The sequence below is a fragment of the Kitasatospora sp. NPDC059146 genome, assembly GCF_042786665.1.
Classification (GTDB): domain Bacteria; phylum Actinomycetota; class Actinomycetes; order Streptomycetales; family Streptomycetaceae; genus Kitasatospora.
In genome coordinates this window covers 1-13,751 of record NZ_JBHZCY010000012.1, presented here as the reverse complement: position 1 = coordinate 13,751, position 13,751 = coordinate 1, and the positions used below count along the sequence as shown (strand labels likewise).

Annotated in this window: 10 protein-coding genes and 1 pseudogene; 7 read left to right on the top strand and 4 right to left on the bottom strand. The window is 74.4% G+C overall.

Annotated elements, in window-relative coordinates; translation table 11 throughout:
- Positions 1–926 precede the first annotated feature (926 nt).
- From guaA to ACFXPX_RS07590, 3 genes and pseudogenes are all read left to right on the top strand, one after another.
- Entirely contained in the window at positions 927–2,495 is a 1,569-nt protein-coding gene (gene guaA, locus ACFXPX_RS07600) for a glutamine-hydrolyzing GMP synthase (RefSeq protein ID WP_375882178.1), read from the top strand.
- Between the two features lie 172 nt (positions 2,496–2,667).
- Positions 2,668–3,201, top strand: a pseudogene (locus ACFXPX_RS07595) (DoxX family membrane protein); the annotation flags it as partial.
- Between the two features lie 42 nt (positions 3,202–3,243).
- Positions 3,244–3,702 (top strand): ubiquinol-cytochrome c reductase iron-sulfur subunit, encoded by a 459-nt coding sequence (locus tag ACFXPX_RS07590; protein WP_380640089.1) that lies wholly within the window; start codon positions 3,244–3,246, stop codon positions 3,700–3,702.
- A gap of 15 nt (positions 3,703–3,717) precedes the next feature.
- Here the strand turns inward: ACFXPX_RS07590 and ACFXPX_RS07585 are convergent, their stop codons facing one another.
- Positions 3,718–3,927 (bottom strand): hypothetical protein, encoded by a 210-nt coding sequence (locus tag ACFXPX_RS07585; protein WP_380640044.1) that lies wholly within the window; start codon positions 3,925–3,927, stop codon positions 3,718–3,720.
- Positions 3,924–5,345 carry a PspC domain-containing protein gene (locus ACFXPX_RS07580; protein WP_380640042.1) on the bottom strand — a complete coding sequence of 474 codons (1,422 nt, stop codon included), beginning with the start codon at positions 5,343–5,345 and terminating at the stop codon, positions 3,924–3,926. The genes ACFXPX_RS07585 and ACFXPX_RS07580 overlap by 4 nt, the downstream gene beginning before the upstream one ends.
- Positions 5,346–5,609: 264 nt before the next feature.
- Here ACFXPX_RS07580 and ACFXPX_RS07575 point away from each other — a divergent pair, with 264 nt between their 5' ends.
- The 3 genes from ACFXPX_RS07575 (at position 5,610) to pcrA (ending at position 10,358) form a co-directional block, all read left to right on the top strand.
- Positions 5,610–6,965, top strand: a complete 1,356-nt coding sequence (locus ACFXPX_RS07575) for a PspC domain-containing protein (protein ID WP_380521319.1) — start codon at positions 5,610–5,612, stop codon at positions 6,963–6,965.
- Entirely contained in the window at positions 6,958–7,635 is a 678-nt protein-coding gene (locus ACFXPX_RS07570; protein WP_375882185.1) for a LuxR C-terminal-related transcriptional regulator, read from the top strand. The genes ACFXPX_RS07575 and ACFXPX_RS07570 overlap by 8 nt, the downstream gene beginning before the upstream one ends.
- Before the next feature lie 80 nt (positions 7,636–7,715).
- A complete protein-coding gene (gene pcrA, locus ACFXPX_RS07565) occupies positions 7,716–10,358 on the top strand; it encodes a DNA helicase PcrA (RefSeq protein WP_380590037.1) in 2,643 nt (880 codons plus the stop codon).
- 24 nt (positions 10,359–10,382) lie between these two features.
- Here pcrA and ACFXPX_RS07560 read toward each other — a convergent pair whose 3' ends face one another.
- Positions 10,383–11,171, bottom strand: coding sequence for a M23 family metallopeptidase (locus ACFXPX_RS07560; RefSeq protein WP_375882190.1), 789 nt, complete (start codon positions 11,169–11,171; stop codon positions 10,383–10,385).
- Between the two features lie 338 nt (positions 11,172–11,509).
- Here ACFXPX_RS07560 and ACFXPX_RS07555 point away from each other — a divergent pair, with 338 nt between their 5' ends.
- Positions 11,510–11,917 (top strand): cobalamin B12-binding domain-containing protein, encoded by a 408-nt coding sequence (locus ACFXPX_RS07555; RefSeq protein ID WP_375882192.1) that lies wholly within the window; start codon positions 11,510–11,512, stop codon positions 11,915–11,917.
- Positions 11,918–12,040: 123 nt separating this feature from the next.
- On the opposite strand, the gene ACFXPX_RS07550 is transcribed toward ACFXPX_RS07555, so the two are convergent.
- Positions 12,041–13,678, bottom strand: a complete 1,638-nt coding sequence (locus ACFXPX_RS07550; protein ID WP_380590040.1) for a DUF5691 domain-containing protein — start codon at positions 13,676–13,678, stop codon at positions 12,041–12,043.
- Positions 13,679–13,751: the final 73 nt, after the last annotated feature.

Genomic DNA, 13,751 nt, shown 5'->3' with positions numbered 1-13,751 from the left:
GCGCCGGGGGAGGAGCGCCGTCGGGTCGGTCGGCTCGTGGTGCGCCCGTGCGGCGCCGGCGTGGGTGGCCGGTGGCGCGGGACGCGCGGCTCCGTGCGGCGTGGTCGGCGGGCAGGTCTGCGCCGGTCCCTTGCTCACGGAGCGTGAGGTGACGACCGCTGTCGTCGTTCCGGACGGCGACTGCGGAGGCCATGGTCCGGGGCCCCACGGGAGGCCTGCCGGCCGCCGGGAGAACCGGTCACACCGAGCATCGTGGTGGACGGAGGGGCCGTTCTGCAACCGATTCGGCACAGTTCGGCACAGTCCATTTACCGGCGGCACCGCGTCGAATGATCACGGTGAGTAGTGATCTGGGGGGTTGCGGCGCACGGGGACGCGCGTAGCAGCGCGGGACGGCGGGGGTGGTGCGCCCGGGGCGCGGCCCGGATCGAAGGGCGGATCGAAGGGCGGTGCGACGGCCGGTCCCGGGCGTCCCCGGGGAGCCGGCCGTCCCACCTCTCGGCCCAGTCGCGGCCGGGGTCGCTGTCCCCTGCTGGCCGGCCGCGGCACCCGCGCACGGTCCCACGGAGCCGCTCCCCGGCGGGCCGGGGCGGCGGCGCCACATGCGCCGGTGGACTGGGGTGAAGCTCCACGCGTGGTCCTGCACCCGCACGGCGGTGCCCCGGTCGGGGCGGTGGCGGCGCGTCTGGCGGACGCGACGCACTCGTGCGGTCGTCAGAAGCAACGAAGGGCGGCCCCGCCCGGTCACGGTCCTTTGGACGTGCAGACGAGTGAAACCGGACAGCCCGGTAGAATCGGTGTCCAGACACCCACACCCGTCCGCCGCCGCTGCCCTCCGTCGGGGAGGCGGCTGCGCGCGACACCTCGATACCGCTGATACCGCTGCCGGAAGGCCGTCTGTGTCCTCTGCAATTCCCGTCCAGTCCGTGCCGGACAACGACACCGTCCTGGTGGTCGACTTCGGTGCCCAGTACGCCCAGCTCATCGCCCGTCGGGTGCGTGAGGCGCGGGTCTACAGCGAGATCGTGCCGAGCAGCATGCCGGTCGCCGAGATGCTCGCCAAGAACCCCAAGGCGATTATCCTCTCCGGCGGTCCGTCGTCGGTCTACGAAGAGGGCGCGCCGCAGCTCGACCGTGCGATCTTCGAGGCCGGTGTCCCGGTCTTCGGCATGTGCTACGGCTTCCAGCTGATGGCCAAGACCCTGGGCGGCACCGTCGACAACAGCGGCGCCCGCGAGTACGGCCGCACCCCGCTGAAGGTCTCCCGCACCGGCTCCACCCTGTTCGAGGGCGTCCCGGCGGAGCACTCGGTGTGGATGTCGCACGGCGACGCCTGCTCCGCCGCCCCCGAGGGCTTCACCGTCACCGCGTCCACCGAGGTGGTCCCGGTCGCGGCCTTCGAGAACGACGAGGCCCGGCTGTACGGCGTCCAGTACCACCCCGAGGTGCTGCACTCCGACCACGGCCAGCAGATCCTGGAGCACTTCCTCTACCGCGGCGCCGGCATCGCCCCGACCTGGACCACCGGCAGCGTGGTCGAGGAGCAGATCGCCCTGATCCGCGCGCAGGTCGGCAACAAGCGCGCGATCTGCGGCCTGTCCGGCGGCGTGGACTCCGCGGTCGCCGCGGCCCTGGTCAACAAGGCCATCGGCGACCGGCTGACCTGCGTCTACGTCGACCACGGCCTGATGCGCAAGGGCGAGACCGAGCAGGTCGAGAAGGACTTCGTGGCCGCCACCGGCGTCCAGCTCAAGGTCGTCGACGCCTCGGAGCGCTTCCTGGGCGCGCTCAAGGGGGTCACCGACCCCGAGGAGAAGCGCAAGATCATCGGCCGCGAGTTCATCCGGGTCTTCGAGCAGGCCCAGGCCGAGATCGTGGCCGAGGCCGGCGCCAACGGCGAGTCGGTCGACTTCCTGGTCCAGGGCACCCTGTACCCGGACGTGGTGGAGTCCGGCGGCGGCACCGGCACCGCCAACATCAAGTCCCACCACAACGTCGGCGGCCTGCCCGAGGACCTCCAGTTCCAGCTGGTCGAGCCGCTGCGCAAGCTGTTCAAGGACGAGGTCCGGATGGTCGGCCAGGAGCTGGGCCTGCCGGAGGAGATCGTCCAGCGCCAGCCGTTCCCGGGCCCGGGCCTGGGCATCCGGATCGTCGGCGAGGTCACCCAGGAGCGCCTGGACCTGCTCCGCGACGCCGACGCGATCGCCCGCGAGGAGCTGACCGCGGCCGGCCTGGACCGCGAGATCTGGCAGTGCCCGGTCGTGCTGCTCGCCGACGTGCGCAGCGTGGGCGTGCAGGGCGACGGCCGCACCTACGGTCACCCGATCGTGCTGCGTCCGGTCTCCTCCGAGGACGCCATGACCGCCGACTGGTCGCGCCTGCCGTACGACGTGCTGGCGAAGATCTCCACCCGGATCACCAACGAGGTCCGCGACGTCAACCGCGTCGTCGTCGACGTCACCAGCAAGCCGCCGGGCACCATCGAGTGGGAGTGAGCACTCCCCGCGAAGCCTGAACAGCCGCGCCGTCGTTCCCGTAGTGAAGGGAACGGCGGCGCGGCCGTTCTCGGCCCCGGCCCCGGTACGTCCCACCGAAAGCGTGCAGGAGCGGGCAGAATGCGGACCGGACCTGTCAGGGAGTGGCAGGCCGCGAGGGAAGGTGTGCGGGATGTCGGAGGTCAGCGACTCCGAGGCGATCGACGGAGGGCCGGCCGGCCGGGCCGACCGGGCGGCCCAGCGGCGGGCGTTCGCGTCCAGGTACGCGCTGCTGCCGCTGCGGCTGTTCCTCGGCGTCACCTTCGTCTACGCCGCCCTGGACAAGCTCTCCGACGCGCACTTCCTGGCCGGCGCCGGCGACCCGGCCTCCTTCGTCTCGCAGACGCAGGCCGCCAAGGCGGGCGGCAGCCCGATCGGCTTCCTGCTCGGCCCCGCGCTGGACTCGCCGACGCTGTCCGCGCTGGCCATCGCCTTCGGTGAACTGGCGGTCGGCCTCGGCACCCTGCTCGGCCTCTGGGGCCGGATCGCGGCGCTCGGCGGCGCGCTGATCAACCTCAGCCTGTGGCTGACCGTCAGCTGGAACGTCTCGCCGTACTACCTCGGCAACGACCTCGGCTACCTGATGGCCTGGACCCCGCTGCTGCTGGCCGGCACGCCGTACCTGTCGGTGGACGGCTACCTCGCCCGCCGGGCCGGCCGGGACCGCGAGCGCGGGCTGACCGAGGAGCACGTCAAGCGCCGGGCGCTGGTGGACGGCGGCATCGCGGCGGTCGCGATCGGCGGCGCCGGGCTGCTGACCGGCTCGCTCACCCGCACCTTCGGCCGCGGCGGCAAGGCCGCGCCCAAGCAGTCCGCGGCCCCGGCCACCGGCGGCACCGCGACGGCGCCCGCCGCGCCCGCCCCCAGCGTCGCCGCGGCGAGCGTGCCGGTCGGCGGCTCGGCCCAGGTCAAGGACCCGGCCACCGGGGACGGCGTCTACATCGTGCAGCCCAAGGCCGGCCAGTACTGCGCCTTCTCCGCCGTCTGCACCCACTCCGGCTGCGCGGTGGACGCCCCGAAGAACGGCCAGCTGTACTGCCCCTGCCACGGCTCCCGCTTCGACGCCGCGACCGGCGCCGTGGTCAACGGCCCGGCGGTCAAACCGCTGCCCCGCTACGCCGTCAGCCGGAACGGCGACAAGCTGACCCTGGGCCCGCAGCAGAGCTGAGCCGCACGGCACGCCCTACTCGTCGCGGTCCGGCCGGCCCCGCCGGGCCACCGCGGCGACCGCGCCGGCCAGGCCGCCGACGCCGAGCACGATGAAGGTGACCGGGACGACGACGCGTCCGTTCACCGACCGGTCGTTGAGCGCCGCCGCCAGGTAGAGCACGGCGATCACGGTGAACAGCCCGCCCGCGATCAGCGAGAACAGGTCGAGCCGGTGCTTCCTCACTGCTGGACCACCTTGATGTCGCCGATGCCGATGCCGAGTTGGAGATCGATGGTGCCCTTGGACTGGCGGCCGTCCACCGGGCCGAGCTGGTAGACGTGCCGTCCGGTGCCGCCGCCCTGGCCGCCGGGGACGGTCACGTTGCCCAGGCCGACCCGGGCGACCAGGTCCACCGTGACGTCGGCCGGCACGGTGACCACCAGTTCGCCGGCCCCGAGGTCGACCTTGGTGGCGACGGTGCCGCCGGCCGGGTCCAGCCGGGAGAGGTCCAGCCGGATGTTGCCGGCGCCGAGGTTGTAGCGGTCCTTGAGGTCCGTGGCCGCGGCGACCGTCCAGGTGCGGTCGCCGACGGCGTCCTGCACGGTGTGCGGCGAGTGGCCGGCGAAGGCCAGCGCCAGCGTGGTCAGCAGGCCCAGCACCGCGAGCTTGCGGGCCTTGCCGAACTTCGCGGCCAGCAGCAGGGTCAGGCCGATCACCAGCAGCCCGGTGGCCAGCACCACGGTGCTCAGCCTGGTGACGTCGGTGTGGCCGACCGAGGCGGACCAGACCGCGGTGGCGGCGCCGATCGCCAGCAGGAAGCCGAAGAAGCCGAGCGGCGAGCGCTCCTTGGGGTGCCGGACGACGGCCGGCTCGCGCCGCTCCGGACGCTCCTTGCGCAGCGGGTCGCCGGCCGGGAGGTCGGCCCGCTGCCACCAGGCCTGGGCCGGGCCGCCCGGCGGCGGCACCTTGGGGCCCGCACCGGGCGGCGGGGTGCCGCCCTGGTCGGTGGCGCCGTACGGGTTGCGCTCGGGGTGGCGGGGGTCCCACAGGTAGCCGCTCGGGCCGGGGGCGGGGGAGTCGGCGGGGACGGTCCCGGCGGCCTGCGCGGCGGCGTGCCGGGCCCGGGCCTCGTCCGACGGCCAGCCCTGGCCCTCGGCGTCGGGGAAGTGGCGGTCGTACGGGCCGCCGCGGCGGCGGCCGCGGCCCCGGAAACCGCCGCGGCGGCGCTCCGGGTCGTAGCGCACCGCCAGGAAGACCAGGCCGCCGAGCAGCAGCAGCGGGAACAGCTGGTCGCCGTCGCCCATCGAGGAGAAGAACACCCCGGTGCCGATCACGGTCAGCAGGACCGCGCCGATCGACTGGCCGTCGACCCGGCCGGTCAGCACCCGCTGGAGCTCGGTGCGCCCGCCGCGGCCCTTGCCCTCGCCGGCCTCGGTCGGGACGATCAGCCAGGCCAGGCCGTACAGGAAGAGTCCGAGGCCGCCGGAGAGGCAGAGCACCACGGTGACCACCCGGAACACCACCGGGTCGATGTCCAGGTGCCGTCCGAGGCCGCCGCAGACGCCGGCCACCACGCGGTGGTGCTCGGTCCTGGTGAGCGGCGGGCGCTCCGGTTCCGGCGGGGCGGTGGGCCCGGCCTCCTGGATGTGGTCCTCGGTCATGGGCACCATCCTTCCGGCAGCGGGCGGGCGGGCCCAACCGGGTAGGGCCCTGTCCCTACCCTGACTTCTCCCTGAGAGGACTGGGGGGCGCCACCCTGATGCGCCCGGAGGCGCCCGCGTGGAACCATCGGTGACGTGGCAGCACCCGGTACCGATCCCCGCCCCCTCGCCCCCGACGCCGCGGCGCCGGCCGGCGCCGACCCGAACGCGCCCGCCGACGGTCGGCCGCCCTACCGCCGGCTCTACCGCAGCCCGCAGGGGCGGATGCTGGGCGGCGTCGCGCACGGCCTGGCGGTGCACCTCGGGCTGCCCGTCCGCTGGGTCCGGCTGGCCTTCGTGCTGCTGTTCTTCGCGCAGGGGATCGGGGCGCTGCTGTACGCGGCGTTCTGGTTCGTGGTGCCGATCGGCATCGGCGAGCCCTCGCAGCGCGGCGGCACCCACTGGGTGAACGTCAACGGCGTCTACGTCCCGACCTCGCCCTGGCTGCGGCCGGGCACCCCGGTGACCAAGTCGGGCGGCGGCGGTTGGGTCGGCCGGCTGCGCGAACTGCTCCAGCACGCGCTCCAGGGCGAGCCGGTCGCGGCCGCCACCGCCACCGCCGCGGAGGGCGAGGGCGAGGCCGGCACCCGGCCCGGCGGCCGGACCGGGCAGGGCGGCATCGGCCAGCTCGCCGCCCTGGTCATGGTCGTGATCGGCCTGATCGCGCTGCTGAACGTGCTCGGCTGGCAGACCGCCAAGCCGTACACCTGGCCGCTGCTGGCGATCGGCGTCGGCGTCGCGCTGGTCTGGCGGCAGGCCGACGACTCGCGCTGGCAGCGCTGGTTCGGCATCGAGGAGGGCGAGAAGCGCCGCAGCGCCTACACCCGGGTCGGCGCGGGCGTGCTGCTCGCGGTGGTCGGCACCATCGCGCTGCTCGCCATGCAGGGCAGCGGCTCCACCCTCGGCTCGGTGATCGAGGCCTCGCTCGCCGTGCTGGCCGGCGTGCTGGTGCTGCTCGGCCCGTACGGCCTGCGGCTCTGGCAGGACCTCGGCGCCGAGCGCACCGCCCGCATCCGGGCCCAGGAGCGCGCCGAGATCGCCGCGCACATCCACGACTCGGTGCTGCACACCCTCACCCTGATCCAGCGCCGGGCCGAGGACCCCAAGGAGGTGCTCCGGCTAGCCCGCTCCCAGGAGCGCGAGCTGCGGCTGTGGCTGTACCGCCCGGAGGCCGCCGCCGAGGCCGCGCCGGACACCATGGCGGAGACCCTGCGCGCCGCCGTCGCCGAGGTCGAGGACCGGCACGGCGTCCCGGTCGAGCTGGTCATCGTCGGCGACTGCCCGATGGACGAGAAAGTCGCGGCACAGATGCAGGCCGCGAGGGAAGCGACCGTCAACGCGGCCAAGTACGGTGGCGGGGGACCGGTCCAGGTCTACGCCGAGGTGGAGGGGAGGACGGTGTCGGTGTTCATCCGCGACCACGGACCCGGCTTCGACCCCGACACGGTGCCCGAGGACCGGATGGGCGTACGGGAGTCGATCATCGGCCGGATGAAGCGGCACGGCGGCACCGCGCGGGTGCGGCCGGCGGCGGGCGGCGGCACCGAGGTCGAGCTGGAGATGGAGAGAACGAATGACTGAGGCAGAGCCGGGGCGCACGGCCAGGGTCGTGCTGGTGGACGACCACCGGATGTTCCGGACGGGGGTCCGGGCCGAGATCGGCCGCACCGACGTGACCGGGATCGACGTGGTGGGCGAGGCCGACGACGTGGACTCGGCGGTCCGGGTGGTCGCCGAGACCAGGCCGGACGTCGTCCTGCTCGACGTCCACCTGCCCGGCGGCGGCGGCGTCGAGGTGCTGCGCCGCTCGGCCGGCGTGATGGGGGAGCAGGGGGGAGTGAAGTTCCTGGCGCTCTCCGTCTCGGACGCCGCCGAGGACGTCATCGGCGTGATCCGCGGCGGAGCCCGCGGCTACGTCACCAAGACCATCACCGGCACCGACCTGGTCGACGCGATCTTCCGGATCGGCGACGGCGACGCGGTCTTCTCGCCCCGGCTGGCCGGCTTCGTCCTGGACGCCTTCGCCGCCACCGACACCCCGCCGGTGGACGAGGACCTGGACCGGCTCACCCAGCGCGAGCGCGAGGTGCTGCGGCTGATCGCCCGCGGCTACGCCTACAAGGAGATCGCCAAGCAGCTCTTCATCTCGGTGAAGACCGTCGAGAGCCACGTCTCCGCCGTCCTGCGCAAGCTCCAGCTCAGCAACCGCCACGAGCTCACCCGCTGGGCCACCGCCCGCCGCCTGGTCTGACCTGCCGGCCGAGCCCGCCCGCCCCGGATCCCCCGGGGCGGGCGGGCTTGTCGGTGGGTGGCCATAGACTCGTCATTGCCATGAGTAGCCTCTTTGACGACCTCCCGCTCCCCGGTTTCGAGGCACCCGCCGCCGGGTCGAAGCAGCCCGCCGTGCCCGTCGACGCCGCCGACGAGGAGCCCCCGCCGTACGAGGACGAAGTCCCGTACGACGCGTACGAGGAGGCGATCCCGGACGGGCTGTTCCACACGACTGCTTTCAATCAGCCGGGTGGCGCCGCCGAGGCCGAGCGGGACGCCTGGTACCGCAACGGCGCCGCGCGGACGGTGGTCGACCCGGCGCAGCTGCTGGAGGGGATGAACGACCCCCAGCGCGAGGCCGTGCTGCACGCCGGCTCGCCGCTGCTGATCGTGGCCGGCGCCGGCTCCGGCAAGACCCGGGTGCTGACCCACCGGATCGCCCACCTGCTGGGCGCCCGCGGGGTGCAGCCGGGCGAGATCCTGGCGATCACCTTCACCAACAAGGCCGCGGGCGAGATGCGCGAGCGCGTCGAGGCGCTGGTCGGCCCGCGCGCCCGGGCGATGTGGGTGTCCACCTTCCACAGCGCCTGCGTGCGGATCCTGCGCCGCGAGTCCAAGCTGCTGGGCTTCACCTCCAGCTTCTCGATCTACGACTCGGCCGACTCCCAGCGGCTGATGTCGCTGGTCTGCCGCGACCTCGACCTGGACCCCAAGCAGTTCCCGCCGAAGTCCTTCACGGCGAAGGTCAGCAACCTCAAGAACGAGCTGATCGACGAGGAGACCTTCGCCGACCAGGCCGCCAACCCGATGGAGAAGAAGCTCGCCGAGGCGTACGCGCTCTACCAGCGGCGGCTGCGCGAGGCCAACGCGCTCGACTTCGACGACATCATCATGACGACGGTGAACCTGCTGCAGGCCTTCCCGGACGTCGCCGAGCACTACCGCCGCCGGTTCCGGCACATCCTGGTCGACGAGTACCAGGACACCAACCACGCCCAGTACATGCTGGTCCGCGAGCTGAGCGGGGGCTCGGTCGCCGCCGCCCCCAGGCGCACCGTGGACGGCGAGTTCGTGAACCCGGCCGCCGCGCACCTCGCCGAGGTGCCGCCCGCCGAGCTGTGCGTGGTCGGTGACGCGGACCAGTCGATCTACGCCTTCCGCGGCGCGACCATCCGCAACATCCTCCAGTTCGAGGAGGACTACCCGAACGCGACCACGATCCTGCTGGAGCAGAACTACCGCTCCACCCAGACCATCCTGAGCGCCGCCAACGCCGTCATCGAGCGCAACGCCAACCGGCGCGAGAAGAAGCTCTGGACGGCCGGGGACCACGGCGAGAAGGTGGTCGGCTACGTCGCGGACGACGAGCACGGCGAGGCCCAGTTCATCGCCGACGAGATCGACCGGCTCACCGACAAGGGCGAGGCCAAGCCCGGCGACGTCGCGATCTTCTACCGCACCAACGCCCAGTCCCGGGTGTTCGAGGAGGTGTTCATCCGGGTCGGCCTGCCGTACAAGGTGGTCGGCGGGGTGCGCTTCTACGAGCGCAAGGAGGTCCGGGACGTCCTGGCCTACCTGCGGGTGCTCTCCAACCCGGAGGACACCGTGCCGCTGCGCCGGATCCTCAACGTGCCCAAGCGCGGCATCGGCGAGCGGGCCGAGGCGATGGTCGACGCGCTGGCCGCCCGGGAGCGGATCTCCTTCGCCCAGGCGCTGGTGCGGGTCGACGAGGCGTACGGGATGGCCGCGCGCTCGGCCAACGCCGTCAAGAAGTTCAACGTCCTGATGGCCGGGCTGCGCCAGGTCGTCGAGTCGGGCGCGGGCCCGGCGGCGGTGCTGGAGGCCGTCCTGGAGGAGACCGGCTACCTGGCCGAGCTCCAGGCCTCCACCGACCCGCAGGACGAGACCCGGGTGGAGAACCTCCAGGAACTCGCGTCGGTGGCGCTGGAGTACGAGCAGGACCCGGGCGAGCGGCCGGACGCCGGGGAGGACGGCGCGCCGCCGGTCGGCTCGCTGGCCGACTTCCTGGAGCGGGTCGCGCTGGTCGCCGACTCCGACCAGATCCCGGACGACGACGAGGAGGGCCAGGGCGTCATCACGATGATGACCCTGCACACCGCCAAGGGCCTGGAGTTCCCGGTCGTCTTCCTGACCGGCATGGAGGACGGGATCTTCCCGCACATGCGGGCGCTCAACCAGGTCAAGGAGCTGGAGGAGGAGCGCCGGCTCGCGTACGTCGGCCTCACCCGGGCCCGCGAGCGGCTCTACCTGACCCGCTCGGTGCTGCGCAGCGCCTGGGGGCAGCCGGCCTACAACCCGGCCTCGCGGTTCCTGGAGGAGATCCCGGGGGCGCTGGTCGAGTGGAAGCGGACGGGGGCGGCCCAGGCGCCGGTCCAGCGCGGCTTCTCCTCGGGCTCCTCCTGGGGCAAGTCCTCGTCCGGGGGCGGGAGTTCGCGGTCCTCGTCGTCCGCTTCGGCGGCGCCGAAGGCGGGCTGGGGGCAGTCGGTGCGGCGCGGCGGCAAGGTCGTGGAGCGCGAGGTCGCCTCGCTCGCCGTCGGCGACCGGGTCACCCACGACACCTTCGGGCTGGGCACCGTGGTGGGCGTGACGGGCGCCGGCGACAACGCGCAGGCCGAGGTGGACTTCGGCTCGGGCGGGCGCAAGCGGCTGGTGCTGCGCTACGCGCCGGTCGAGAAGCTGTAGGGCGTCCGCGGCGGGCCCCGGGGGCTACCTCGGGTCCAGCCCGTTCGCGAGGAACCAGGGCAGCGGGTCGATCGGCCCGCTGTCCTTCGGCCTGATCTCGAAGTGCAGGTGCGGTCCGGTGCTGTTGCCGCTGCTGCCGACGAAGGCGATCACGTCGCCCTGCTTCACCGGCCCCTTGCGGACCTTGTAGCTGCGCAGGTGGCAGTACCAGGCCTCGGTGCCGTCCGGCATCTTCAGCATCGACATGTAGCCGTAGAACGGGTTCCACTGTGTCCGGAGCGTGCCGTCGGTGACGGCGTACACCTCGGAGCCGCCGTCCACCGGGAAGTCGATGCCGGTGTGCCGCCGGGCCCAGTGCTCGCCGGAGGCGCCGAACAGCTCGCCCAGGCCGTGCCGGGCGACCGGCATGACCACCTTGGGCTTGACCGGCTCGGGGGTCGGCTGGGCGGTCGGGGTGGCGGTGGGCGTGCCGTCGCCGGGCTGGGTGCCGGTCAGCGGCCCGCGGGCGTCGCCGCGCGAGGCCTGGTCCTGGTCGGTGTGGGCGAGCGCCTGCCGGGCGCTCTGCGCTGCGGCCGGTCCGGTGGGGGCGTCGGGCGCCGAGGCCTGGGCCGGCGCCCGGTCGGCCTGTTCCTGGACCACCGCCGCGCCCGCCGCCCCGGCGACCCCGAGCGCGGCCACCGAGGGCACCGCGACCCGGAACAGGGCGGCCCGGGTGGCCGCCTTGGCGGCGCCGCGGCGCTGGGCGCGGGACTGCTCGCGGGCGGCGAGGCGCAGCTCCGCACGGGTGGGGCGGGCGGCTGCTTCGGGAGCCATCGGGGGCTGCCTCCTCGGTGGGCCTCGGTCACGTCGTCGGGCGAGGTAAACAGGCGTGACTGTAGCCCCACGGCCGACACCCCGGAAAAACCGCCGGTTGTCAAGGGGGCGCACGGGGGTCCGCGCGGTGTCCGGGGGCCCGTCGACGGGAGTACCCGCTGGTAGCAAGGCCCGGCGCTGTGACTTTGCCCTCCTCTTGGGAGGTGGCTCGGCCAACCGGGGCGGGTGGCGCTAATCTCCCCTCAGGTTGGTTGGTTATCGAGCGTTAACCGCGTCAACCGCACCGTGGGCCCACGAAGCCCGGTCGGATGATGGACGACGAGGTCCAGGAGGCAGTGATGAGTGTGTCGGGGCCGATCCGTGTGGTGGTCGCCAAGCCGGGGCTCGACGGTCACGACCGTGGCGCCAAGGTCATCGCGCGCGCCCTGCGCGACGCCGGTATGGAGGTCATCTACACCGGGCTGCACCAGACCCCCGAGCAGGTGGTCGACACCGCGATCCAGGAGGACGCGGACGGCATCGGGCTGTCGATCCTCTCCGGCGCCCACATGACCCTGTGCGCCCGGGTGCTGGAGCTGTTGAAGGAGCGGGACGCCGAGGACATCAAGGTCTTCTGCGGCGGGATCATCCCGGACGAGGACATCGCCGAGCTCAAGGCGATGGGCATCGCCGACATCTTCACCCCGGGCACCACCACCCGGGACGTGGTCGCCTGGGTCGAGGCCAACCTGCGGACCGCCGGCTGAGCTCCGCCGCGCGCCGAGCGGGCCGGTCCGTCCTGGACCGGCCCGCTCGGGCGTTCCCGGGGCGCGCTCCGGTACGGCCGTGCTGCCCGCCCGGCCGTACCGGCTGCCCGGCCCGCCGGTGCGTCAACCCGGCGTGACCGTCAGTTCGTCGAGCATCGCCGCCCGGAAGCGCAGGGTCCCGGCCAGCCGGGCGAAGGTCTCCGACCAGGCGGAGTCGGGCGGGGCCCCGGCGGCCAGCTCCTCCACCGCGGCGGCCGTCCCGGGGGCGAGCGCGCGCTCCGTCATCCCGAGCACCCCGCTGTGGCTCCACGGGTACGCGCCGGAGGCGGCGGCCCGGGCCAGCGCCGTCACCACGGCGGTGGACAGCGGCGGCGTCCACGGGGTGGCGCAGGCCCCGAGCAGTTGGAAGGCCTCGGCCAGGCCGTGCACCTCGACGAAGGCGGCCGTCCAGGCGGCCCGCTCCTCGGGCGGGAGCACGGCCAGCAGCTTCGCCGGGGCGCCGGTCACCCGCGCGCCCCGGGCCCGCCCGGCGCCCCGGGTCGGCGGGGCGGGGGCCGGGCCGAGCAGGGCGCGGGCCCAGTCGGCGTCGTGCTGGCGTACGGCGGCGCGCGCCCAGGCCTCCCGCAGGTCGTCGGCCCAGCTGCTGCTGGTCTCGTCCAGGCTGTCGCCGACCCGCAGCGCGAGCAGCTGCCCGGGCGTCAGACCGGTGTCGGCCGGCCAGACCGACAGCGGCGCGGCGGCCACCAACTCGCCGAACCACCAGGCACGTTCGCCGCGCCCGGTGGGGGACTTGGGGGCGATGCCGTCGCGCTGCATCCGCTCGTCGCACTCGGTGGGCGGGGTGACCAGCAGGTGGGTGCCGCTGTCGGCGAGCCGGACGGCGGCCCGGGCCCGCTCGGCCATCCGCCGGGCGAGCGCCGAGTCGGGCAGGGTGGAGAGCAGTTCGGCGGCGGTGGCGCGGACGTTCTTGCTGCGGTCGCCCAGGGCGGCCTCCAGGAAGGGCTCGTCGGCGGGGGAGAGGCCGTCCTGGAGGGCGTCCAGGAAGAGCAGCCGGTCCTCGGCGCGCTCGGTGGGCCAGGTGCTGCGCAGCAGCTCCAGTCCGGCGGCCGGGTCGTGGCGGCGCAGCAGGGTCAGGTGGGTGACCCGCTCGGCGAACAGGCCCTCGTGCCACAGCCGGTGGTCGGCCGGGTCCGCCGGGTCGGCCGGGGTGCCCGGGTCCGCCGGTCGCCGGGCCGGCCCGGCGGCGGTGGTGCGCAGCACGAACCGCCAGTCGGGGTTCTGCGCGGCCAGCCAGCGGCCCGGCGGGCCGGCCAGCGCGACGGCGTCGGAGCGCAGTTCGCTGCGGGCCCGGGCGGCGTCGAGCAGTCCGGGGATCAGCGCGGCGGGCGGCCGCAGGCCCGCGGCCCGGGCGGCGGCGAGCCACTGCGGCAGCAGCTCGGCGAGGTTGGCCAGGGTGGCGCCGCCGGTGCCGCCGGTGCGCCCGCCGAGCAGGACGGCCAGCCGGCGGGCGGCGGCCTCGGGCAGTTCGGGGCGGGGGTCCTCGGGGGCGGGCGGCCCGGGCGGCCCGGCGGCCGGTACCGGCAGGGCGCCGGCCCGGCGGCGGACGGTGGCCAGCGCGGCCAGCTCCAGCAGGGCGGTGGCCGGATCGGACGGGTCCACGGCCTCGGCGAGCGGCAGCGCGGTGGGCGGCAGCGGCCGCCGGTCGGTGCCGAGCAGGGCGCTGGTCCGCAGCGGCTCCCACGGGTCCTGGGTGAGGGTCATCGTCGGTTCTCCTGGGACGTCGGGTTCTCCTTGGGGCGCGCCCGGCGGGATCGGCCGGACAGGGCCTAGGGCC

Bases quoted from the DNA above. Each gene is read 5' to 3' on its own strand.
- ACFXPX_RS07580 (WP_380640042.1), bottom strand. From the start codon at position 5,345: ATGACCGAGGACCACATCCAGGAGGCCGGGCCCACCGCCCCGCCGGAA.
- ACFXPX_RS07575 (WP_380521319.1), top strand. From the start codon at position 5,610: ATGCTGGGCGGCGTCGCGCACGGCCTGGCGGTGCACCTCGGGCTGCCC.
- ACFXPX_RS07570 (WP_375882185.1), top strand. From the start codon at position 6,958: ATGACTGAGGCAGAGCCGGGGCGCACGGCCAGGGTCGTGCTGGTGGAC.
- pcrA (WP_380590037.1), top strand. From the start codon at position 7,716: ATGAGTAGCCTCTTTGACGACCTCCCGCTCCCCGGTTTCGAGGCACCC.
- ACFXPX_RS07560 (WP_375882190.1), bottom strand. From the start codon at position 11,171: ATGGCTCCCGAAGCAGCCGCCCGCCCCACCCGTGCGGAGCTGCGCCTC.
- ACFXPX_RS07555 (WP_375882192.1), top strand. From the start codon at position 11,510: ATGAGTGTGTCGGGGCCGATCCGTGTGGTGGTCGCCAAGCCGGGGCTC.
- ACFXPX_RS07550 (WP_380590040.1), bottom strand. From the start codon at position 13,678: ATGACCCTCACCCAGGACCCGTGGGAGCCGCTGCGGACCAGCGCCCTG.